Here is a 22,060-nt window from a genome sequence, read left to right on the forward strand (position 1 = left end):
ATTGCGACAATGCGCTTGCGCGCACTGCGCGTGATACCAGCATCGGGGTATCAGGACGCTGCGACTTCACGTCCGCGCATCGCCGTTCGTCCGCACGCTGGACAAGCATGCTGCGGCAACAGCGCGGCCATCGCATCCCCACCTCGCGTGTCGTGACGATCGCGCGCTACGCCCCTCTGCGGTGAGGCGGGATGCGCTACCAAAGCACGATTTTCGAAAAAACGAAAGAGAAAAATGCAGGCGCGCGATCGGTCGTCAAGAGCGCGTTGAACGAACTGAACAAAATCCAGACCGGCGCGTTGCGCGCGACACGCAAGCGGAGCCTCTGTGTAGATTCCCGGAAGCTCATAGCCCTGCTGATTTGCCCGACGTGCCGGCTCGGCCACACTCGCGGCATCGATGATGCTCAGCGGCGGCGCGCCGCCGCGCCCAGGATGTCCTGGGTGGCGCGCCCGAGCCGCCTGGCGGCATCGGCGAGATCCTTCGCTGCAAAGCCCGAATAGCCCAGGATGAAACCGTCGGGCCCGCGCTGCACGATCCGCGCATCCGACAGCAGCCGGCATTCGATGCCGGCCCGGTCGCGGATCAGTTTCGCCGTGCCCTTCGGCGCTGCCGGCGGCAAGGTCGCCAGCAGATGCAGTCCTTGCGACGGCGCGGCCAGTTGCAGGCTGCCTTTGCCGTGCTTGGCGAGCGCCTCGGCGACGACATCGCGCGCCTGGCGATAGCGCGGGCGCAGCCGCCGCATGTGGGCTGCGAGCACGCCGTCGGCCATCAGGTCGGCCAGCGCGTCCTGCATGAAGGCCGGCGGAAACCGGTCCTGCGCCGCGCGCGCCGCGACCACCCGCGCGACCAGCGCCGGCGGCACCACGAGGTAGCCAAGCCGCAGTCCCGCGAACAGCGTCTTGCCGAAGGTGCCGAGATAGATCACGCGCTCGCCGCCGATTCCGGCCAGCGCCGTCAGCGGAGGGCCGGCAAAGCGGTACTCGCTGTCGTAGTCGTCCTCGAAGATGTAGGCGTCCGCCCTGCGCGCCCAGTCGAGCAGCGCGATGCGCCGCGCCATGCTCATCGCAACGCCGGTCGGAAACTGATGCGATGGCGTCACGTAGGCGGCCTTGGCCGCCATGTACGCCGCCTCGCCCGAGCTCACTATGATTCCTTCATCATCGACGGGCACCGGGACCAGCTTCGCGCCGGTCGTGCTCAACGTATGGCGCGAGGCGACATAGCCCGGATCCTCGAACCAGACGGGATCGCCCGGCGCAAGCAACGCGTCGATGCATAGCCGCAGGCCATGCTGGGTGCCGCTCACGATGAGAATGCAGCTTGGGTCGCAGCGTACGCCGCGATTGGCGGCAAGGTAGCGCGCGACCTGGCTGCGCAGATGCAGGCTGCCGCGCGGATCGCCATAGCCGAGCTCATCCGGCGCGGCGTGGGCGATGCGGCGCCGGCTGGCCGCGGCGAGTCGCCGCAAGAGCACGGGATCGACCAGCGTGCAGCCGAGCGCGAACGGCCGGCGCGGCGGAATGCGGATGTCCAGCTCAGCAACTGGTGCGGCGACCTGCGGTGCGGGCAGCCGTGCCGCGACATAGGTGCCGGCGCCGTGGCGCGCCTCGACCAGGCCGTCCGACAGCAGCGCCTCATAGGCTGTGACGATCGCATTGCGGCGGACGCCGAGCTGCTCGGCGAGCCCGCGCGTCGAAGGCAGACGAAGGCCGGGCGCGAGCAGGCCATCGACGATGCCGGTGCGCAGCGCGCCGTGCACCTGCTGCGACTGGCTGCGGATGGTGCGGTCGAGGTGGATCGGCAGCGCCAGCACGTCGTCGCGGCGCCGCGAAGTGGTTGGCTGCTTTCGCATCGAAGTGGAACTCCCGGCAACCACTTTGCCATGGCATGACGTCGACGGAAACAGGAGACTGACGATGTCCGAACAACAGATGCCGAGCTATCCCGTCGACGACACCAACCGGGTCAAGCGGCGGCATCAGCGCGCCCACTACGATCATGCGACCGTCCATGCCCTGCTCGACTCCGCAACGCTGTGCCACGTCTCCTATGTCATCGACGGCCAGCCCTATTGCACGCCGACGCTGTATTGGCGCGAGGCAACGACGCTGTATTGGCATGGGTCGAGCGCCAGCCGCATGTTGCGCAGCCTGTCCGAGGGACAGCCGGCCTGTCTCACCGTGACCCATCTCGACGGCCTGGTGCTGGCGCGCAGCGCCTTCCATCACTCGGCCGACTATCGCTCGGTGATGGCGTTTGGCCATGCCCGGCTGATCGAGGATCCGGCGGAGAAGGAGCGAGCGCTGGTGATGATGGTCGATCGGCTGTTTCCCGGCCGCACGGCGAGCCTGCGCCCGACCACGGAGCAGGAGCTCAAGGCCACGTCGGTCGTGACCATGGAGATCGAAAAGGCATCGGCGAAGATCCGCGCCGCGGGCGTCATCGACGATGAGGAGGACTACGCGCTGCCGATCTATGCCGAGCGCATTCCTGTGCACACCCTGATCGGGCCGCCGGAGCCCGATGGCCGGTTGCTGCCGGGCATCACCCGTCCCGCGACGCTGTCAGGTTTCAGCGCTGGACGGCGGCTCGATGAGGCGCTGACGGAGGCGTATGCGACGAGCTATCCGGCGGGGTAATGCGCGTAGCTACCACGCGATCCGAGGGTGCCTTGCGCAACCCTGGATCGCCTCGTCGCTACGCTCCTCGCAATGACAATCGGAGCAGGCGTAGCGCCACTTTCCGTCATCGCCCGGCTCGACCGGGCGATCCGGTACGCCGAGACGGCTGTGATGGCATCGAGAGCAGCGGCGGACTGGATACCCCGCTTTGGCGGGGTATGACGATGGAACTGCAAACGCGCTGGCTCCCCGGCCGTCATCGCGAGCGCCAGCGAAGCGATCCAGGGCCGCATGAAAGGTCTGATCGCTTCGCTCGCAATGACGACGGAACGAAGCCTGCCTACCGCTCGATCATCCTGTTCCAGCGCGTATTCCATTCCGGGCGCCTGGCGTTGATGACGTCCCAGTCGAGCGTGATCGCGCTCTTCATGTAGCCGTGGAAGGTCGCGAGCTTCTGCTCGGCCGCCGGCGTTGTGGCTTTCGCGGTGGTGTTGGACGGCACGATGTTGCCGGCGGCCAGCGCCTTGGCCTGCGCTTCCGGCGACAGCAGATAGGCGGCGAGCTTCTGCGCCAGCTCGGATTCGGAGTTGTTGGCGATGACGCATTCGGCGACCATCAGCACGACCGAGCCTTCCTTCGGCTGCGCGTATTCGACAGCGATGCCCTTCTCCTTCAAGGTCGACACGGCGGTCGGCGTCAGCGGGAAGATCGCTGCCTCGCCGGTCTGCACCATCTCGGAGATCTTGGCCGAGTTCGGAATGTATTCGAGCACGTTCTTGCCGATCGTGTCGGGAAACGCCTTGAAGCCCGGCTCGACATTGGCCTCGCTGCCGCCGTTGATGCGGTTGACCATCAGGAAGGCGTGCAGGCCGAAGGTCGAGACCGAGGCCGACTGGAAAACGACCTTGTCCTTGAACTTGGGATCGGCGAGATCGAGCCAGGAGGTCGGCGCCGCCCAGCCTTTCTCGTCGAACAGCTTTTTGTTGTAGGCAAGGCCGGTCATGCCGATGTCGATGCCAGCGGCGATGTCGTCCTTGAGTCGCGCGAACGGCTCGAGCTGGCCGAGCGCCTCGCTCGGCTTCAGCTTCTCGCACAGACCAAGGCCGGCGGCGCGGATCATCACGCCGTCGTCGAGAAACATCACGTGCATCTGCGGCTTGTCCTTCGCCGCGATCGCCTTGGCGAGGATCTCCGACGAGGTGCCGGGCACGACGACGATCTTGACGTCGTTGGCCTTCTCGAAGTCCGGAAACACCGCCTGCGTATAGGTGCGCTCGAAATTGCCGCCGTTCATGCCGACATAAAGCGTCTTGGTTTCCGCATGCGCGGCCGATACAGCGAGGATGAGTGCAAAGGCTGAGCCGAGCGCGGCGCGAGCATCGATCATGGCGAGGTCTCCTTCGATCCTGTCGTCATTGCTGCTTGAGAGGCATCGCCCGGCTGCGATGCGGGTGAGAAACGGCTGATGGCGAAGGCCGCGATCGGCGTCGAGGTCTCGCCGTCGCGCACCAGCTCGGCCAGCACCTCGCCGACCCCTGGCGCGATCTGGAAGCCGGCGCCGGAGAAGCCGAAGGCGTGAATCAGTCCCGGCGTCGTCGCGCTCGGCCCGATCACCGGATTGCGGTCGGGCATCGTCGCCTCGGTGCCGCTCCAGAACCGGATCGCCTGGGCATGGCGCAGCGGGCCGAACAGCTCGCTCGCGCGCTGCATGATGGCGAGCACGCCGTCGCTGCGCGGGCGCGAATAGTCGGGATCGGCGAGCGGCGCGGCGCGCTCGCCGCCGACCACGACGTTGCCGCGCGTGACCTGTCGCGCGTAGATGCCGCCGCCCTCGATGCCGATGTTGACGCCGAGAAATAAATCGAGCGGCTCGGTTACGATCATCGACGGATAGGTGCGCTCCAGCGGCACGGGCTCGTCGAACGCGCGCGCCAAGCCGTCGGCCCAGGCGCCGGCGCTGTTGATCACGGTACGCGTTCTGATGGCAACGTCGCCGGCCTCGATCACGAAGCCCTCGAATGTCCTGGTGGCGCCCGTGACCTCCGTGTTCTCCAGCACCTCGGCGCCGGCGCGACGCGCCGCTGCGGCGAAGGCGACGGCGACCAGCCGGGGATTGGCGTGGCCGTCGCCGGGACAGAATGAGCCGCCCACGACGCCGCCCGCGATGCCGAAGCGCTCGTGCAGTTGATTGTGGCCAATCAGCTCGAGAGCGAGCCCGAACGGCGCGACCTCGACGGCGTAGCGCTCCAGGCTCGCCATGTCCGCAGGCGAGCGCGCCAGCTTGAGATGGCCGGAGCGCAGGAACTCGCCGTCGATGCCGATGAGCTGCGCGAGCCGCGGCCAGATTGCATGCGCGCGCTGCGACAGCGGCAGTTGCTCGGGCGGGCGGCCCTGGCGGCGCACGCCGCCATAGTTCACGCCGCTCGCCTGAGCGCCGCAGAAGCCCTTGTCGAGCAGCGTGACGGAGAAGCCCATGCCGCGCAGCGCCAGCGCGGCGGAGCTGCCGACCAGCCCGCCGCCGACGATCGCGACATCGCAGTCAATGCGCCGGGTCATGCTGCCTCTCGTCGAGGGACAGACTCACGGCCACCGGGATCGGCTTGATCGGCGCCTGCGCGCGCAGCCGGCCGACGGCGCCTATGTCGCGGCGCGTCTGCGCAGCCAAGAGCTCCGCGGCGGCCGCGCCGCACATGCGGCCCTGGCAGCGGCCCATGCCGATGCGCGTCACCGCCTTCAGACGATTGATCTCGGTGAGCGAGAAATCCCTGATCGCGCGCCGCGCCTCGCCGGCATCGATCTCCTCGCAGCGGCACAGCAGCGTGTCATCGGCGATGTCGCCCGCCCAATGCGATGGATAGGGAAAGGCGGCTTCGAGCCCATCGCGCAGCCGGTCGATCCGCGCCAGCGCATGTTCGAGGGCGGTAGCGCGCATCGAATCATGCGGCAGGCCACGATCCTCCAACAATGCCAGCGCGGCCCGCTCGCCGGCGGCTTCCGCGGCATCGGCGCCGGCGATGCGGGCGCCGTCGCCGGCGAGGTACACGCCCGCGATGCTGCTGCGGCCACCGGAGTCGCGAACCGGACGATGCGCGCGGTCGCGCGCATCGAAGCCAAAGGCGCAGCCGGCGAGATCAGCAGCCTGAGTCTCCGAGCGCAGACCGAGGCCGTAGCCGACGCCGTCGCAGGCGATCGCGTGTTCGCGCCCGCCAGCCCGATAGACGATGCGCGCCACCCTGCCCTTGCCCTCGATCCGGAGCCGGGAGACGCCGAACCGCACGCGCGTGCCGCGCAGCGTCAACTCCACCGCCATGCGCAACCCACGCAGCACGATGCCCGGCGCGAGCGGCAACGCGCGCAGCAGATTGAGCTTCGCAGACAAGGGCGCCGCGTCGAGCACGGCGGCAACGTCGACGCCGGCCTTCATGTATTGCCAGGCGACCAGATAGAGCAGCGGGCCGGAGCCAGCGAACACCACGCGCCGGCCGATCGCACAGCCCTGCGCCTTCAGCGCGATCTGCGCGCCGCCGAGCGTAAACACGCCCGGCAGGGTCCAGCCGGGGATCGGCAGCACGCGATCGGTCGCCCCGGTCGCGAGGATGAGTCCATCATAATTGATGCGATGGCTGATGCCGTCGCGGAGAATGGCGGCCGCGCCGTCGCGCAGATTCCACAGCAGCGTGTTCGACTGATAGTCGATTGCGGTGCCGAGCGCCGCAAAGTCGTGATGCAGCCGCGCGGCCTTCGAAGCCTCCGAGCCGTAGCGCGCCGTGGCATCGCGGCCGTCGGGACTCAGCGGCTGGCGATAGATCTGGCCGCCGCAGGCGTGGCCTTCATCGACCACGATCGGCCGCAGGCCGGCCGCGACCAATGTCATCGCGGCGCGGATGCCGGCCGGGCCGGCGCCGACGATCAGGGGCGATGCGCGCTCAGCCATGGCCGCGCCCTCGTCGTGTGATGATGTCCATGCCTTCGGTAAGCGGCGTCGTGCAGGCGCGCAGCTGCTCACCGCTCGCGAGCTGCACCCAGCAGTCCTGGCACGCGCCCATCTGGCAGAAGCCGGCCCGTGGCGCGGCGGAAAACTCGCTGTAGCGAAGCCGGTCGACCTGGCAGAGCATGGCCGTCAGCACGGTGTCGCCGGCGCGGCCGTCGCAGGGCACGCCATCGATCGTGAAGGAGATGACGGCGCTGTCGTTGCGGACGAGGCGATGCAGCAACGGCATGGTATCAGCCTTGGCCCACGAGGATCTTGTCGAGGCCGAAGATGCGGTCGAGCAGCAGCATCGCCGCCGCCGTCACCGCGATCATCAGCGCCGATACGGCGGCCATCATCGGATCGATCGATTCGGTCGCGTACATGTACATGCGCACCGGCAGGGTGATCGTGGCGGGCGAGGTGATGAAGATCGACATCGTGAGCTCGTCGAAGGAGTTGATGAAGGCGAGCAGCCAGCCGCCGGTGATGCCGGGCAGGATCATCGGCACGGTGATGCGGCGGAACACGATCCAGCTGGAAGCGCCCAGGGTCACCGCCGCCTGCTCGGCGCTGCGGTCGAGGCCGGACAGGGCGGCCAGAACCAAGCGGAGCACATAAGGCGTGACGACGACAACGTGACCTGCGGTCAGCCACAGCAGGCTGCCGGTGGCGCCGAGCAGCGCGAACAGCCGCAGCAGCGCAACGCCGAGCACGAGATGCGGGATCATCAGGGGCGACAGGAACAGCGCGTTCAGCGCCGCGCGGCCGCGGAAGTCGTAGCGGTCGAGCGCGAGGCCGGCGGCGACCGCGAGCACGACCGCGATCGTCGCGGCTGTTGCCGCAACCCACAGGCTGTTGAGGAAGGAGGCGACGAAATCCGGATGCGCGAACACGGCTGTGAACCAGCGCAGCGAGACCTGCGTGGTCGGCAATGTCAACGTGTTGGCCGGCGTGAACGCGACGAGGCAGATCACGATGAGCGGCGCCAGCACGAAGCCAGTGACGAGCGCATGAAAGACCAGGGCGATCGGACCGTTGTGGCGCATGCCGCTCACCCCAACATCCGCCTGGCGCGCGCCTCGACGACGCGCTGATAGGCGAGCATGAGCACGAGGTTCGTGACCAACACCAGGATCGCGATGGCGGCCCCCAGCGGCCAGTTCAGCTCGTGCATGTATTCGTCATAGACCAGCGTCGCCGCCATCTTCAGCCGCCGGCCGCCGAGCAGCGCTGGGATCGCAAAGGCCGAGGCCGACAGTCCGAACACCACCAGGCTGCCCGACAGCAGCCCCATCGTCACCTGCGGCAGCACCACGCGGCGCAGCGCCGTGAAGCGCGAGGCGCCGAGCGTCCAGGCGGCGGCCTCGACCATCGGATCGAGCTTCTGCAGCGAGGTCCAGACCGGGATGACCATGAACGGCAGCATCACATGGACGAGCGCGATGACGATGGCCGTCTCGGTGTAGAGGATCCTGACCGTGCCGAGCCCGAGCGCACGGAAGGCCTCGTTGACGAGGCCCGTGGGGCCGAGCAGCATGCTCCAGCCAAAGGCGCGCACCACGACCGAAACCAGCAGCGGGCCGATGATCGCGAGCAGGAACGCCGAGCGCCAGGGCTCGCGCATGCGCGCCAGGATGTAGGCCTCGGGCGCGCCGATCACGGCGCAGATCAGCGTGGTCAGCGCGGCGAGCCGCAGCGTGCGCCAGAAGATATTGAGAAAGTAGCCGTCGGAGAGGATGCCGATGTAGTGCGCCAGCGTGGTCTCGTCCTTGACGCCGGTCGCGGCGTCATAGACGTGGAACGACAGCGCCAGGGTGAGCCCGAGCGGCACGACCACCAATGCGGTGAACAGCAGCGCGCCCGGCGCCGCCAGCAGCCATGGTGTCGTCGCGCGCGTGCCGCTCATGCCGACTGCGCTCCGTCGGGCTTCGACGCGCGTGCGCTGGCGCTGCTCCAGGCGAGACCGACCTGATCGCCCTCGCACGCCGGCTCCTCGCCCGCATTGGGCAGGGCGACGCCGATCAATCCGGCGGGCGTCTCCACGGTGAAGAACCAGGTGCTGCCGAGGAAAAAGCGCGCTCTGATGCGGCCGTCGAGCACGCCGGCGCCGGGAGCGGTCAGGCCGATCTTCTCCGGCCGGATCGCGAGCACGGCGGCCGTGCCGTCAGTGAGGTCAGCCCCCTCGCACGGCAGCAGGCGCCGGCCGATCTCGACGCCCCCGTTGCGCCACACGCCGGACAGCCGGTTCATCTTGCCGACGAAGGAGGAGATGAACGGCGTCGCCGGATTTTCGTAGAGCCGATAGGGCGCGTCGACCTGCATGATGCGGCCCTGCTCCATCACCACCACGCGATCGCTCATCGACAGCGCCTCGCTCTGGTCGTGCGTCACCATGATCGTGGTGGTGCCGACGCGCTGCTGGATGCCGCGCAGCTCGAACTGCATCTCCTCGCGCAGCTTGGCGTCGAGATTGGACAGCGGCTCGTCGAGCAGCAGCACCGGCGGATCGATCACGAGCGCGCGCGCCACCGCGACGCGCTGACGCTGCCCGCCGGAGAGCTGGCGTGGATAGCGGTCGGCGAGCGCGGCGAGTTGCACCAGCGCCAGCGCCTGTTTGACGCGCGCCTCGCGCTCGGCCCTGATCACCTTGCGCATTTCGAGTCCGAAGGCGACGTTCTGCGCCACCGTCATGTGCGGAAACAGCGCATAGCTCTGGAAGACGATGCCGAGGCCGCGGCGATCGGGCTTCTCGTGGGTGATGTCGCGACCGTCGAGCGTGATGCGCCCCGACGTCGGCTCGACCAGGCCGGCGATCATCTGCAGCGTCGTGGTCTTGCCGCAGCCGGAGGGGCCGAGCAGCGAGATGAACTCGCCCTTGGCGACGCTGAGATTGACGTCGCTGACCGCAGCGACATCGCCGTAGAGCTTCGTCAAACCGTCCAGCGTCAGGAAACCCATGCGTCCTCGCGCGGGAGGCTTCCTGTCATCGCCCGGGATTGCCGCCCTGGGGCTCTTTCATGCCGGCGGGCCACGCAGACGGTCAATCATGAATTCCGATATCCTGAATTTATCTATCTGATATTCTGCTATATGAAATCCATGTGACGAATTCGACGCCAACATTCACCGATCAGATGACGACAGCCGACACCGATTCGTCCTCCAGCCTTCGCCGGGCCCTGAAGCTGCTCCGCATCCTCGCCGAGGGCGACCCCGACGGGCTGCGGCTGAAGGACATCGCGGAGACCGCGGGCTGCAGCCAGCCGACCGCGCACCGCATGCTGCAGGATCTCGCCGCGGAGGGTTTCGCCGAACAGGCGGCCGGCAAGCGCTATCGCCTGGCGCTCGACTTCTACGTGCTCGCCGCACGCGCCGGCCAAGCCAGCGGCCTGCGCGAGGCGGCGCGGCCGGCGCTGCTGCGGCTGTCGGCGACCTTGAGCGACACGATCTTCCTGCTGGTGCGCAACGGCTTCGATGCGGTCTGCCTCGACCGCGTCGAAGGACCGTTTCCGATCCGCTCCTTCACCGGCGACATCGGCGGCAAGGTGCCGCTCGGGCTTGGCCAGGGCAGCCTCGCGATTCTCGCCAACCTGCCCGAGGACGAGCAGGAGGCCGTGATCCGCTTCAACATCCCGCGCCTGCTCGATCGCGGCTTCCTCGACGAGGCCTCGCTGCGCAGTGCGCTGGCGCAGGCGCGCGCGCAAGGCTGGGTCAACACCAGCACCGGCCTCATTCCCGGCATGGCCGGCGTCGGCGTGCCCGTGCTCGACGCGCGGGGCAACGCGGTGGCGGCGCTCAGCGTGGGCACGCTGGCGGAGCGGCTGAACGCGGACCGGCTGCCGCATGTGGTCAAGATCCTGCAGGGCGAGGCGCAGGTGCTGGCCGGCAAGCTCAACCCGTTCGACGTGGCTTTGCGCTATCCATCACGGAGCTTGAGCACGATCGGGGGGAATTAGTCCTTCTCCATCACGACCACCGTCATTCCGGGGCAAGGCCGCAGGCCTTGAACCCGGAATCCCGACGTTGCCTTGCGTTCGTTTCCAACAATCTCGAGATTCCGAGTTCAATCGCGCACACGCCGTCACGTGTGCACGATTGCCCCGGAATGACGCCAAGTCCTCTCGTGCTGTCCAACCGAGACAACCGCCTAGGTCACCCACTCCGCGCGGATGCCGCCCCTCGCTGCTCCGCGCTCGGGCTCCCGCCAGGAGAACGTGAACAACCCCATCGGCTCGACCTGTTCGAGCTCATCGCGGGCAATGTCGCGCGCGATCACGACGATGAAGGGCGCTGGGGGCTTGTCGACGGTCAGTTGGCGTGGCGGCGAGAACACCGTGCCGACGCTTTCGACCAGCAATGGGCGCGGTGCTTCCTGCACCTTGACGAGCCCCTTGATGCGCAGAAGGCGCTCGCCGAGCCGACCCGCGACGTTGTCCAGCCAACTGGCGAGATCGGCATAGCCGATCTCATGGCGCGGCCGGACCAGGCAGAGCGCGAGGCGCGGATGCGCGGCGGCGAGATCAGGCGCGACGTCGCGCAGCGGCGGGGACGCCGTAAGCGGCGCAAAGGCCGCCGACACCACAGCGGCGCGATCCGCGTTGGCGACGGCCTTCGCGACTGGATTGAGCTGCGCGATCACCACCGGCGCATCGGTCAGCCCCTCCGGCGCAAGATCCGCCTTGGTTGCAATGATCCGATGTGCCGCGGCCCATTGGGCCGCGGCCTCCTCGAACGTCGCGACGTCCAGGCCGCGCGTGAGATCGTAGGTCGCGACGACGACGACGCGCATGCGGTGCTCGGCCAAGGTCGCGAGCTGGCGCAGCACCGGTCCTGGCATCGACAGGCCCGAGGTCTCCAGGATGATCCGGCGCAACGGCGGCAGGCCGGCGGGCCGCGGCGCCATGATCAGGCGGTCGATGGTGAAGGCGAGATCGCTGCCGACCTGGCAGCAGACGCAGCCGTTCGACAGCATCGCCAGCGGCACGTCATCGCCGCTCTCGCGCAGCAGCACGCCATCGAGCCCGACCTCGCCGGCCTCGTTGACGATCACGGCCGTGTCGGACGCCGTCTCCGCGCTCAGCACATCGCGGAGCAGCGTCGTCTTGCCCGATCCGAGGAAGCCGGTCAGGACGAAGAAGTCGATGATGCCGACGCTCATGGCGCCGCGGCGTCCTTGTCTTTATCCTTGGCGGCGTATTTCTCCGGCACGTCGCTCTCCCAGCTCGCCTTGACCAGCTCACGGACGTCGGCGAGCAGCTCCTCGGTGTCGTAGATGATGCCGTCCTTGATCGTGAATTTCAGGCCGCGATGCCACTCGACTGCATTGGTCGCATCGTTGAAGCGCATCGCGCCGGTGCCGTAGAGCAGCTTGAAATCGGTCAGCGGATTGTGGTCGTGGACCAGCATGTCGGCGCGCATGCCGATGTCGATGGTGCCGATCTCGTCCTGCAGGCCGCAGAGTGCTGCGCCCTGCGATGTCGCCGAGCGGATCACCTCCAGCGGATGGAAGCCGGCCTCCTGCAGCAACTCGAGCTCGCGGACATAGCCGAAGCCGAAGATCTGGTAGATGAAGCCGGAATCCGATCCGGTGCAGACACGGCCGCCGCGGTTCTTGTACTCGTTGATGAACGCCATCCAGAGCCGGTAGTTCTCCTTCCACTCGATCTCGTTCTGGGTCGACCAGCGATACCAGTACGAGCCGTGGCCGCCGCGCTGCGGCGTGAAGTAGTCCCACATCGACTTCCAAGTGTACTCCTTGTGCCAATAGGCCTGGCGCGCCCGCATCAGGTCGCGGTTGGCGTCGTAGATCGTAAAGGTCGGCACGAAGGTGAAACCGATCTCCAGGAACTGCTCCAGCACCTCGTTCCACTTGGCCGAGCCGGGCTCGGCGCCCTGCTTGAACATCTGCCCCGAGACCGAGAAGCGGAAATATTCATCGGTGTAGTTGTAGTCGAGCGGGAAGTTCTGGATCACGCGATCCTCGAACAGCGCCTCCGGCAGGCCGTAGTAATGTTCAGCGCTGGTCAGGCCCCAGCGCGCCGTGGTCAGCGCGTTCATGCGCGACACCGCCATCTGGGCGTGATGGCAGCCGGTGCGCAGGCCGATCTGTTTGCACTCGTCGAGCGCGGCTTCCATGATCGCGGGCGGCGCGCCGAAGAACTTGATGCCGTCGGCGCCGCGCTCCTTGACCTGACGCAGCCAGGTGCGCCCCTGCTCCGGCGTGTAGATCGTCTTGACCATGTCGTTGACGGCCGGGAAATAGGCATAGGCGAGCAGCCGCGGCGCGGCGATCGTGTTGTTCTCGGCGCGCTCTTTCTGGTCGAGCATCCAGGACAGCCCGTTCATCGAGCCCATCTCGCGCACCGTGGTGACGCCATGCGCCAGCCAGAGCTTGTAGACGTAGTCGACCGGCGGCACCCAGCCATTGGCGGAGTGATAGGCAACGCCGGCATGGGCGTGGCAGTCGACGAAGCCCGGCGTCACCCATTTTCCGCGACAGTCGATCTCGTGATCGGCCGGCTCGCCGGGGGTGCCGGCATAGCCATAGCCGACGATCTTCTTGATGCTGACGATGCGGCCGTTCTCGACGATGATGTCGACCGGCCCGATCGGCGGCGCCCCGGTGCCGTCGATGACAGTGGCGCTGCGCAGCGCCAGCCGCTTGAACGGCCCGATCCCGCGATCCCGCGTCGTCGCCTTCGGCACGATCGGCGCCGCGCCCTTGTTCCGGATGAAGGCGAGCTCATCGCCAGGGAGCATCTGTTCCGTCACGACGGCGTGTCCTCCATTTGAGACCGTAGGGTGGGCAAAGCGCAGCGTGCCCACCATGCGTCTGCTTTCTTCCAAGATGGTGGGCACAGCGCTGCGCGCCTTTGCCCACCCTACGCATCGTCTTCCCGTCATTGCGAGCGGAGCAAAGCAATCCAGGGCCAGGAAGCAAGTCTGGATTGCTTCGTCGCTGCGCTTCTCGCAATGACGGCGTCTACCGTCACCCCGCCCTGTACTTCCGCGCGAACGCCACGCTGCCGAACACCGTGAAGGCCATGGTCACCGCCAGCAGCATGAAGGCGAGGGCGGCGCCCATCGGCCAGTTGTTGCCGCGCACGAACTGGTCGTACACGGCAGGCGCCATCATCTTGAATCGCGGGCCGCCGAGAAGCACCGCCGTTGCATAGGTGTTCATGCACAAAACGAACACCAGGATCGAGCCGGCGGCGACGCCGGGACCCGACAGCGGCAGGATCACCCGCCAGAACACGCGCGCGCCTGAGGCGCCGAGATTGGCGGCGGCATATTCGAGGTCGCGGGGGATGCTCTCGATGACCGCGGACAGCGTCAGGATCATGTAGGGCAGCACGACGGCGATGATGCCGATGATGACCGCCTTGGTCGTGTACATGATCTCCAGCGGCGCGGAGATCAGGCCGAGCTTCATCAGAACCGTGTTGACGAGCCCGTCGCGCGCGAACAGCGCCATCCAGCCGGCCGAGCGCACGACATTGCCGACCAGCAGCGGAAACAGGGTCGCGATGACGACCAGGCTCTTCCAGCGGCTCTCCATGCGGCCGAGCCAATAGGCCGCCGGAAAGGCGAGAATCAGCGTGAGCAAGGTACACAGCAGCGCGATGCCCAGCGTGGCCAGGATGATCTGCTGGTAGTACGGATCGGTCGCGGCCTTGACGTAGTTGTCCGGCGACAGCGCCTGCATCATCAACTGGGTCGGGCTGAACTGGTTGAGCGAGATCCGGAACATCAGGATCATCGGCCCGACCAGCAGCGCCAGGACCAGCAGACAGGCAGGAACGACCAGCAGCGCCATCGCGCGAGCTCCGATTGCGAAAGTGTCGGCTGTTCAGCCACGGCTCCTGCGGCCTCGCCGCAGGAGCGCATCATTCAAGACTTACGCCTTGAACTCCTTGTTCCAGAAGTCGAGCGTACGCTGCGAGCGCCCGGCGGCATAGGCATAGTCCGGCTTCAGCAGCCGCGCGCGCTCGGCCTCGGTCAGGCTGACCTGCTTGGCGAGATCCTCCGGCAGCGGCGCATCGGTGACCGTCGGGACATAGCCCATCTTGTCGGCGAAGCCGCCTTGCGCCTTGGCGTCCAGCATCGCGTCGAGATAGGCGAAACCGCCGGCCTTGTTCTTGGCGTTCTTCGGCACCGCGGCCTGGAACACGATCGCCGGCGTGCCTTCCTTCGGCACGACATGGGCGAGCGGAATGCCGGACTTCTTCCACATGAAGCCGCGGGCAAGCCACATCGTAGTGATCCAGACCTCCTCCGACTTCAGCGCCGCCGCCAGCGCCTCGTTCGACGGATAGATCTTCACGTCGAGCGAGCGCCATTCCATCAGCTTCTTCTCGGCCGGATCGAGATTGCTGACGCCGCCGCCGCCGGCGAGCGCCGCAGCCAGCGTGTTGTTGGGATAGAGGATGTCGGCGAGACCGATGCGGCCGCGCCATTTCGGATCCCACAGATCGGCGAAGGATTGCGGCGGCGTCTTCACCTGGTTGGTGTTGTAGAGGATGACCTGCGCCGAATAGATGTGCGGGATCGCGATGTCGCTCTTGAGCTCCGGGAACACCTTGTCGAGCCGCTTCACCTGGGCTGCATCGACCTTTTCGAACACGTCCGACTGCGACACGATGTAGGTATCGTTGTCGGACAGGCACGACACGTCCATCGAGCCGCGGCGACTCTGTCGCTCGGCCAGCAGCTTGGTCTTGCGCGGATCGGCGTTGGCGACGTCCTGCACGATCTCGAACCCCTTCGGCGTCATGATCGGCTTATCGATGATGTCGGAGAGCAACTGGCCGTAGTCGCCGCCCCAGGTGCCGACCACGACCTGTCCGCCTTCGGCGCGGGCAGTGGGCATGCCGGAGGCCAGCGCGGCGACGCCGGCGCTGGCGGAGAGAAAATGTCGTCGCGAAATCATGGGAGAACCTCTCGCTGTGGATGGTGCGTTACGAAGATGTCTGCGGCACGAGACGCGGGACCTTGCGGTCCCACTGCAGGGACACGGGATCGTTCGGTTTGAGTGTTGCCAGCGGCTCGCTCGCGTCGGGCGTTGGCCTGACGGCCACCAGCGTCTCGTCGCCGATCGCCACCACATATTCGCTCTGCGCGCCCATATAGGTGATCGCCAGCACGCGGCCGCGCACCTCGCCGGACTCACCGGCCACCACTGCAATGCGTTCAGGCCGCAGCGCGAAAGCATCGGCATCGTCGCGCTCGCCGCTGGCGACATCGACCGGCAACAGCAGGCCGGCGCTGGTACGGAAGTTATTGGCGTCCGCACGCCGGCCGGCCAGGATGTTGCAACGGCCGACGAAGTCGGCGACGAAGGCATCCCTGGGCGAATCATACAGCTCCTGCGGTGTGCCGATCTGGCGCACGCGGCCGCCCTCCATGACCACGAGGCGATCGGCCATGGTCAGCGCCTCCTCGCGGTCATGCGTCACCATCAAGGTGGTCAGGCCGAGCCGCTGCTGCAGCGCGCGGATCTCGAGCCGCACCTCGGCGCGCAGCTTGGCATCGAGGTTGGACAGGGGCTCGTCGAGCAGGAAGATGCGCGGATTGATCACCAGCGCCCGTGCCAGCGCGACGCGCTGCTGCTGCCCGCCCGACAATTGCCGCGGCAGCCGGTCGGCGAGATGCGACAGCCGCACCAGCCTGAGCGCCTCCTCGATCTTCGTCTTGCGCTCGGCGGCACCGATGCCGCGCATCTCCAGACCAAAGCCGACATTGTCGGCTGCGCTCATGTGCGGAAACAGCGCGTAGGACTGGAACACCATGCCGGTCGCACGCTTGTAGGCCGGCAGATGCGTCACGTCCTCGCGGTCGAACAGCACGCGGCCGCTCGTGGGCGGCAGGAAGCCCGCGACCATGCGCAAGGTGGTCGTCTTACCGCAGCCGGAGGGTCCGAGCAGCGCGACCAGCTCGCCCTCGCCGACGGCGAGATCGAGCCCCTCCACGCCGATCGACGTCCCGAAGCGCTTGGTCAGCTTCTCCAGGGTGAGCTGCGCCATCACACCACCCGCGACAGCTTGACGAAGCGGTCGGTCACCACCATCAGAATGCCAACCAGCGCGATCTGCACAGTGGCGACCGCGGCGAGCGTCGGATCGATGCGGAATTCGAGGTAGTTCAGCATCGCAACCGGCAAGGTGATCCGGCCGGGACCGACCAGCAGCATCGACAGATCGAGATTCTCGAAGCTCTGGATGAAGGAGAACATCGCCGCGGCGACGATGCCGGAGCGCATCATCGGCAGGGTGATACGGCGGAACACCGTGAACGGGCTGGCGCCGAGATTGGCGGCGGCCTCCTCGGCGGCACGGTCGAGCCCCTGCAGGCTGGCGACCACGAGCCGCACCGTCCACGGAATCGCCAGCAGCGTATGCGCCGCGACGAGCCCTTCCGTCGTTGCCTTGATGTCGCGGTCGAGCAGATCCTCGGCGAGCACGTAGAACATGTAGAGACCGGAGCCGGCGACCACGCCGGGCACGGCGAGCGGGGCCAGCAGAAACGACGATAGCGCCTGACGGCCGCGGAACTCGCCGCGCACGATGGCAAGCGCCGCCGCAGTGCCGAGCGGCACGCCGATTACGGTCGCGAGCAGCGCGACCTGGAAGCTGGTCACGAGGCCACGCAGAAATTCCGGCTTGCTCAGCGCGTTCGCGTACCATTTCAGCGACAGGCCCGGCGGCGGAAAGCTCACGATCTCCTGCGCGAAGAAGCTGGTCACGACGATCATGACGACGGGCGCAAAGATGACGGCATAGGCTGTGACGATCAGCGTCCGCACTGCGAAATGGCCGAGTGACATTTGTCCCGTAAAACGGAACGGCATTGCAGACACCTCAACAAACAGATCAGCAACTTGTGCGCCGGCATCGTAGTCGGGAGCTCTGCTGCCGCCAAGCCTGTGCCACGAGTTATCGCAATGCACATTCGCATGGGCGCAGCGACGCGGCGATCCTGACGCGTGATGCGGCGGCAGCGCCATCTTGGCGCTAGCACCGTGCGCACGTGAAACCGTCGCCGGCGCGCTCGATTTCCGACTTTCGGAATCTTCGAGGACCGAGCAGGCGGACTTGACGCCTGCGCGACGGTCCGTCGCAACGGCGCGGATTTGAGCAATGCGTGCTCAATTCTTGCACCGGCACGATCCAATATTTTGTGCGCCCACGGACAAGCCATCCGCGCAGGCCCGCACCTAAGCTTGCCTTCGAGCTTGGACCGGGGCGACGGCACCAATGCACCGCCGGACCAGCGCGACATCATCGTTCGAAGGAGCTGGCAACATGCAGACGAGGCTATTCACTGGAGCGCGGCGGGCGTGGCTTGCCGCGCTCGGCGCCATCATCGCGGCGGGACTTCTCGCCCCCATCGACGCGCAGGCGGCGACGCCCGCGGGCTGCGCGGCGCTGAAGGAGAAATATCCGGACTGGAAGGGCAAGACGCTGGTCAACGCGATCAATCCGCACACGCCGGGCTATGAGTCGATCGACCCGAAAGACCCGAGCAAATATGTCGGCTTCGACATCGATCTCGGCGAGGCCATCGGCGACTGTCTCGGCTTCAAGCTGACCTACAAGCCGGTGACCTTCGCCGCGCTGCTGACGACCTTGGCGAGCGGCCAGGCCGACATCGTCATCTCCGACATCTACGCCACCAAGGAGCGCGCCAAGGCCGCCGACTTCATCACCTACTCCAAGGTGTTCGACGGCGTGCTGGTCGCCAAGGGCAACCCGAAGGGCATCAACGGCATCAACCTGTCGATGTGCGGCGCGGCCGCGGCCGAGAACACCGGCTACGTCGAGGTGCCGCTGATCCAGGATCTCGCGCCGAAATGCAAGGAAGCCGGAAAGCCTGAGCCGACGATCCAGCTCTACGACAACAACGCCAACTGTATCCAAGCCATCCTGGCCGGGCGCGCCGACACCTATGTCAACGACGTCAACACGGTCGACCAGGCGGTGAAGGCCTATCCGGACAAGCTCGAAAAGGCGATCGCGGTCACCATCCCCTATTCGGTCGGCATCGCCGTTCCCAAGGACAAGCCGAAGTTCCGCGACGCCGTCATGGCCGCGCTGATCGAGGTGCAGAAGGAAGGCATCCATCAGGAGCTGCTGAAGAAGTGGCAGCTCGATCCGGCGAACTTCAAGGAGCCGGATATTCTCACGGCGGACTAACAGGCGCTCCGTTTGAAGGCGGATCTGTCGCCGCAGAGACAGTGCGCTCCCCTCCCCCTTGCGGGGAGGGGTCGGGGGTGGGGGTCCACACGAAGACTCTTTGCTGGGTACCCCCCCTCCCCAGCCCTCCCCCACAAGGGGGGGAGGGAGCGCACCAATTCCTCGGCGAAACGTGCGCGACCCATCTACCCGACCAAACTCGTAGGGTGGGCAAAGCGCAGCGTGCCCACCAACGCTGTTCCGAAGCACCGCGGTGGGCACGGCGCTTCGCGCCTTTGCCACCCTACGTAGCCAGCAGGCCTGCCAACCGATGTCCCTCTTCCTGCATTATCTCAGCATGCCGTATCTGCTGCAGGGCATCGAGCTGACCCTTCAGGTCACCGCGCTCGGCCTCGTCGGAGGACTGTTCCTCGGCCTCATCCTCGCTTGGATGCAGCTCAGCCGGTTCTGGCTGCTGGCGGCGATTGCACGCGGCTACACCGTGATCTTCCGCGGCACACCCCTGATCCTGCAGATGGTGTTCGCCTACGACGCGCTGCCGCATATCGGCATCAAGCTGCCGGCGGTGCTGGCGGCGGGCCTCGCACTCGCCTGCAACGAGGCGCCGTTCATCGCCGAGATGCTGCGCTCCGGCGTGCTCGGCGTCGATCGCGGCCAGCTCCTGGCCGGCCAGGCGCTCGGCATGACGCCATCAGTGCTGATGCGCCGCATCATCGCGCCGCAGGCGATCCGCACCATGATCCCCGCCTTCGGCAACGAGGCGGTGAGCGCGCTGAAGAACTCTTCGCTCGCCTCCGTCATCGCGGTGCAGGAATTGACCTTGCGTTCGACGCAGCTCGCGTCGTCCACCTTCGACTTCTTCTCGATCTTCTTCGCCTCGGGTCTCATCTATCTCGTGCTGACCGGCGCGATCAGCGTCATCCAGCTCGCGCTGGAATGGCTGCTCGATCTCGACCGCACGGCGAAGCAGCGCAAGCTGGCGGACTACCTTGCGCTATTGCTACCTTGGCGCCGCATCGGCCACGCGACGAAGCTGGAACTCGCCGAGAAAACAGCCCCTGCCATCGAGGCCGCGCCGCCGGAGCCCGCCGAACTGAAAGAAACGCCGCCGCTAGCGCTGTCGATCGAGGATCGCGCCAGGCGCGCGGCGACGGTCGCCCGCAACAATGTCGCCGTCGAGGTCACCGGGCTGCGCAAGGCCTATGACGGCCACACCGTGCTCGACGGGCTCGATCTCACCGTGCGCATCGGCGAGGTGATCGCGCTGCTCGGCCCCTCAGGCTCCGGCAAGAGCACGCTGCTCCGCTGCATCAATCACCTGGAGAACTGGGATTCCGGTAAGATCCGCGTCGGCGGCCGCAAGCTCGGCTTTGACGAGGCCGGCCGCAAGCTGTCGCCGCGCGAGATCGCCAATGAGCGCGCCAACGTCGGCGTCGGCATGGTGTTCCAGCAGTTCAACCTGTTCGGCCATCTCACCGCGAAGGAGAATGTCGCAGGTCCCTTGCGCTGGGTGCACGGCCTGGGCCGCTTCGAGGCCGAGCGCCGCGCGGCGGAGCTGCTCGACCGCGTCGGCCTGTCGCATCGCGCCGATGCGCTGCCGCGCCATCTGTCCGGAGGCCAGCAGCAGCGCGTGGCGATTGCCCGCGCGCTGGCGCCGAACCCGAGCGTGCTGCTGCTGGACGAGCCGACCTCAGCGCTCGATCCCGAGCTCGTGGGCGAGGTGTTGGAGGTGATCCGCCGGCTCGCCATCGACGATGGGCTCACCATGATCATTTCCACGCATCAGATCCGCTTCGCCGACGAGGTCGCCGACCGCGTCGCCTTCCTCAACGGCGGCGTCATTCTCGAGCAGGGTCCGGCGCACGAGGTGCTCTCCAATCCGCGTCACCCGCTGACTGCGCGCTTCCTCTCGGTGATGGACGCCGAGCGGCCGAAGGATGCGGTCGCATGAGTTCATCCTTCACGTCAACATCAACAATCTCGCGTCCGATCTTTCATGAGGCCCTTGTATGAAGCACCATCTGCTGCCGGTGTCCCCGAAGACCATCCATTGGGGATATTTTTCCAAGGTGGTGACACCGGCTCTCACCTTGCGCTCCGGCGACCGCGCCACGATCGAGACGCTGACGCATCACGCCAACGATGACTACGAGCGCATGATCAAGGACGATCCCGGCGCCGAGAGCGTGTTCGAGTGGACGAAGGAGCACAAGGCCGTGGCGCGGCGCGGCTCCGGTCCGACCGAGGGCCCGTTCATCCGCGGCTCCGGCGAAGGCATCGGCGTGCATCTGCTGACCGGACCGGTCGCGATCGAAGGCGCCGAGCCCGGCGACGTGCTGGAGGTGCGGATCCTCGACATCAGGCCGCGGCCGAGCCAATGCGGCTGCCATGCCGGCAGATGCTTCGGCTCCAACGCCGCCGCCAATTGGGGCTTTCACTATCACGACCTGATCGAGGAGCCGAAGCCGCGCGAGGTCGTCACCATCTTCGAGCTGGACACCGCGGGGGAGCCGTTCGCCAGGGCGGTCTACAACTACGTCTGGACGCCGCAGACCGACCCCGACGGCATCGTGCATCCGACCATCGACTATCCCGGCGTGCCGGTCGACCACGCGACGATCAGCAAGCGCGAGAACATCATGCCGGGCATCAAGGTGCCGGCGCGGCTGCATTTTGGCACGATGGGGCTCGCGCCATCGGAAGCCGACTACGTGTCCTCGATCCCGCCGAGCTACACCGGCGGCAACATCGACGACTGGCGCATCGGCAAGGGCGCGCGGATGTACTATCCGGTCGCCGTGCCCGGCGCCTATTTCTCGGTCGGCGATCCTCATGCCGCGCAAGGTGACAGCGAGCTCGGCGGCACCGCGATCGAGACCTCGCTCACCGGCGACTTCGAGTTCATCCTGCACAAGAAGAACGATCTCGGCGGCACCCAGCTCGAAGGCCTCACACATCCGCTGCTCGAGACCAACGACGCCTGGTCGGTCTACGGCTTCACCTATCCGAACTATCTCGCCGAACTCGGCGCCAATGCGCAGACCGAGATCGCCAACCATTCCAGCCTCGACCGCGCCATGCGCGACGCCTTCCGCAAGCTGCGCCGCTTCCTGATGACGGTGCATCATCTCAGCGAGGACGAGGCGATCTCGCTGTTGTCGGTCGGCGCCGATTTCGGCGTCACCCAGGTGGTGGACGCCAATTGGGGCGTGCATGGCACGATCCGCAAGAACGTGTTCCGGTGTGAGTGAGGTCGACGTCGGGCACCC

General features: G+C 66.9%; 19 protein-coding genes and 1 pseudogene. 6 read left to right on the top strand and 14 right to left on the bottom strand.

The genetic code is table 11. The features are described 5' to 3' along the window. A pseudogene (locus tag ACQR0W_RS12920) lies at nucleotides 1-185 on the top strand (hypothetical protein); the annotation flags it as partial. 221 nt (nucleotides 186-406) lie between these two features. Here the strand turns inward: ACQR0W_RS12920 and ACQR0W_RS12925 are convergent. Next, nucleotides 407-1,855, bottom strand: coding sequence for a PLP-dependent aminotransferase family protein (locus tag ACQR0W_RS12925; RefSeq protein WP_316171623.1), 1,449 nt, complete (start codon nucleotides 1,853-1,855; stop codon nucleotides 407-409). Between the two features lie 64 nt (nucleotides 1,856-1,919). Between ACQR0W_RS12925 and ACQR0W_RS12930 the strand changes: the two genes are divergently transcribed. Continuing rightward, nucleotides 1,920-2,642, top strand: coding sequence for a pyridoxamine 5'-phosphate oxidase family protein (locus ACQR0W_RS12930; RefSeq protein WP_316171624.1), 723 nt, complete (start codon nucleotides 1,920-1,922; stop codon nucleotides 2,640-2,642). Nucleotides 2,643-2,964: 322 nt separating this feature from the next. Here ACQR0W_RS12930 and ACQR0W_RS12935 read toward each other — a convergent pair whose 3' ends face one another. The 7 genes from ACQR0W_RS12935 to ACQR0W_RS12965 are packed head-to-tail and all read right to left on the bottom strand — an operon-like array spanning nucleotide 2,965 to nucleotide 9,555. After that, the gene (locus ACQR0W_RS12935; RefSeq protein WP_316171625.1) at nucleotides 2,965-4,011 is read right to left on the bottom strand and encodes an ABC transporter substrate-binding protein; all 1,047 of its coding nucleotides are present in this window, start codon (nucleotides 4,009-4,011) and stop codon (nucleotides 2,965-2,967) included. Continuing rightward, nucleotides 4,008-5,180, bottom strand: coding sequence for an NAD(P)/FAD-dependent oxidoreductase (locus tag ACQR0W_RS12940; RefSeq protein ID WP_316171626.1), 1,173 nt, complete (start codon nucleotides 5,178-5,180; stop codon nucleotides 4,008-4,010). The genes ACQR0W_RS12935 and ACQR0W_RS12940 overlap by 4 nt, the downstream gene beginning before the upstream one ends. After that, nucleotides 5,164-6,558: an NAD(P)/FAD-dependent oxidoreductase gene (locus ACQR0W_RS12945; RefSeq protein WP_316171627.1), complete on the bottom strand. Its 1,395-nt coding sequence runs from the start codon at nucleotides 6,556-6,558 to the stop codon at nucleotides 5,164-5,166. Before ACQR0W_RS12945 ends, ACQR0W_RS12940 begins: the two co-directional genes overlap by 17 nt. Next, on the bottom strand, nucleotides 6,551-6,844 hold the full coding sequence (locus ACQR0W_RS12950; RefSeq protein WP_316171628.1) for a (2Fe-2S)-binding protein: 294 nt from the start codon (nucleotides 6,842-6,844) through the stop codon (nucleotides 6,551-6,553). The genes ACQR0W_RS12945 and ACQR0W_RS12950 overlap by 8 nt, the downstream gene beginning before the upstream one ends. A gap of 4 nt (nucleotides 6,845-6,848) precedes the next feature. Continuing rightward, the gene (locus ACQR0W_RS12955) at nucleotides 6,849-7,643 is read right to left on the bottom strand and encodes an ABC transporter permease (RefSeq protein ID WP_316171629.1); all 795 of its coding nucleotides are present in this window, start codon (nucleotides 7,641-7,643) and stop codon (nucleotides 6,849-6,851) included. 5 nt (nucleotides 7,644-7,648) lie between these two features. Further along, nucleotides 7,649-8,503, bottom strand: coding sequence for an ABC transporter permease (locus ACQR0W_RS12960; protein WP_316171630.1), 855 nt, complete (start codon nucleotides 8,501-8,503; stop codon nucleotides 7,649-7,651). After that, nucleotides 8,500-9,555: an ABC transporter ATP-binding protein gene (locus ACQR0W_RS12965; RefSeq protein ID WP_316171631.1), complete on the bottom strand. Its 1,056-nt coding sequence runs from the start codon at nucleotides 9,553-9,555 to the stop codon at nucleotides 8,500-8,502. The genes ACQR0W_RS12960 and ACQR0W_RS12965 overlap by 4 nt, the downstream gene beginning before the upstream one ends. Before the next feature lie 176 nt (nucleotides 9,556-9,731). On the opposite strand from ACQR0W_RS12965, the gene ACQR0W_RS12970 reads away from it, so the two are divergent. Next, on the top strand, nucleotides 9,732-10,553 hold the full coding sequence (locus ACQR0W_RS12970) for an IclR family transcriptional regulator (protein WP_316171632.1): 822 nt from the start codon (nucleotides 9,732-9,734) through the stop codon (nucleotides 10,551-10,553). 191 nt (nucleotides 10,554-10,744) lie between these two features. On the opposite strand, the gene ACQR0W_RS12975 is transcribed toward ACQR0W_RS12970, so the two are convergent. From ACQR0W_RS12975 to ACQR0W_RS13000, 6 genes are all read right to left on the bottom strand, one after another. Then, nucleotides 10,745-11,755: a CobW family GTP-binding protein gene (locus tag ACQR0W_RS12975; protein WP_316171633.1), complete on the bottom strand. Its 1,011-nt coding sequence runs from the start codon at nucleotides 11,753-11,755 to the stop codon at nucleotides 10,745-10,747. Next, a complete protein-coding gene (locus ACQR0W_RS12980) occupies nucleotides 11,752-13,356 on the bottom strand; it encodes an amidohydrolase family protein (protein WP_410051831.1) in 1,605 nt (534 codons plus the stop codon). Before ACQR0W_RS12980 ends, ACQR0W_RS12975 begins: the two co-directional genes overlap by 4 nt. A 229-nt stretch (nucleotides 13,357-13,585) precedes the next feature. Further along, on the bottom strand, nucleotides 13,586-14,416 hold the full coding sequence (locus tag ACQR0W_RS12985; RefSeq protein ID WP_315825353.1) for an ABC transporter permease: 831 nt from the start codon (nucleotides 14,414-14,416) through the stop codon (nucleotides 13,586-13,588). An 81-nt stretch (nucleotides 14,417-14,497) separates the two neighbouring features. Further along, nucleotides 14,498-15,529: an ABC transporter substrate-binding protein gene (locus ACQR0W_RS12990; protein WP_315825354.1), complete on the bottom strand. Its 1,032-nt coding sequence runs from the start codon at nucleotides 15,527-15,529 to the stop codon at nucleotides 14,498-14,500. Nucleotides 15,530-15,557: 28 nt separating this feature from the next. Beyond that, a complete protein-coding gene (locus ACQR0W_RS12995) occupies nucleotides 15,558-16,622 on the bottom strand; it encodes an ABC transporter ATP-binding protein (RefSeq protein ID WP_316171635.1) in 1,065 nt (354 codons plus the stop codon). Next, a complete protein-coding gene (locus ACQR0W_RS13000) occupies nucleotides 16,622-17,446 on the bottom strand; it encodes an ABC transporter permease (protein ID WP_316171636.1) in 825 nt (274 codons plus the stop codon). Before ACQR0W_RS13000 ends, ACQR0W_RS12995 begins: the two co-directional genes overlap by 1 nt. A gap of 454 nt (nucleotides 17,447-17,900) precedes the next feature. On the opposite strand from ACQR0W_RS13000, the gene ACQR0W_RS13005 reads away from it, so the two are divergent. The 3 genes from ACQR0W_RS13005 to ACQR0W_RS13015 all read left to right on the top strand — a co-directional run bounded on the left by ACQR0W_RS13005 (nucleotide 17,901) and on the right by ACQR0W_RS13015 (nucleotide 22,042). Beyond that, nucleotides 17,901-18,791 carry an ABC transporter substrate-binding protein gene (locus ACQR0W_RS13005; protein ID WP_315713575.1) on the top strand — a complete coding sequence of 297 codons (891 nt, stop codon included), beginning with the start codon at nucleotides 17,901-17,903 and terminating at the stop codon, nucleotides 18,789-18,791. A gap of 310 nt (nucleotides 18,792-19,101) precedes the next feature. Continuing rightward, nucleotides 19,102-20,742, top strand: coding sequence for an amino acid ABC transporter permease/ATP-binding protein (locus tag ACQR0W_RS13010; protein WP_316165852.1), 1,641 nt, complete (start codon nucleotides 19,102-19,104; stop codon nucleotides 20,740-20,742). 58 nt (nucleotides 20,743-20,800) lie between these two features. Next, nucleotides 20,801-22,042, top strand: a complete 1,242-nt coding sequence (locus ACQR0W_RS13015) for an acetamidase/formamidase family protein (protein ID WP_316165851.1) — start codon at nucleotides 20,801-20,803, stop codon at nucleotides 22,040-22,042. Nucleotides 22,043-22,060: the final 18 nt, after the last annotated feature.

Source organism: Bradyrhizobium sp. HKCCYLRH1034 (genome assembly GCF_051168375.1).
Taxonomy (GTDB): domain Bacteria; phylum Pseudomonadota; class Alphaproteobacteria; order Rhizobiales; family Xanthobacteraceae; genus Bradyrhizobium.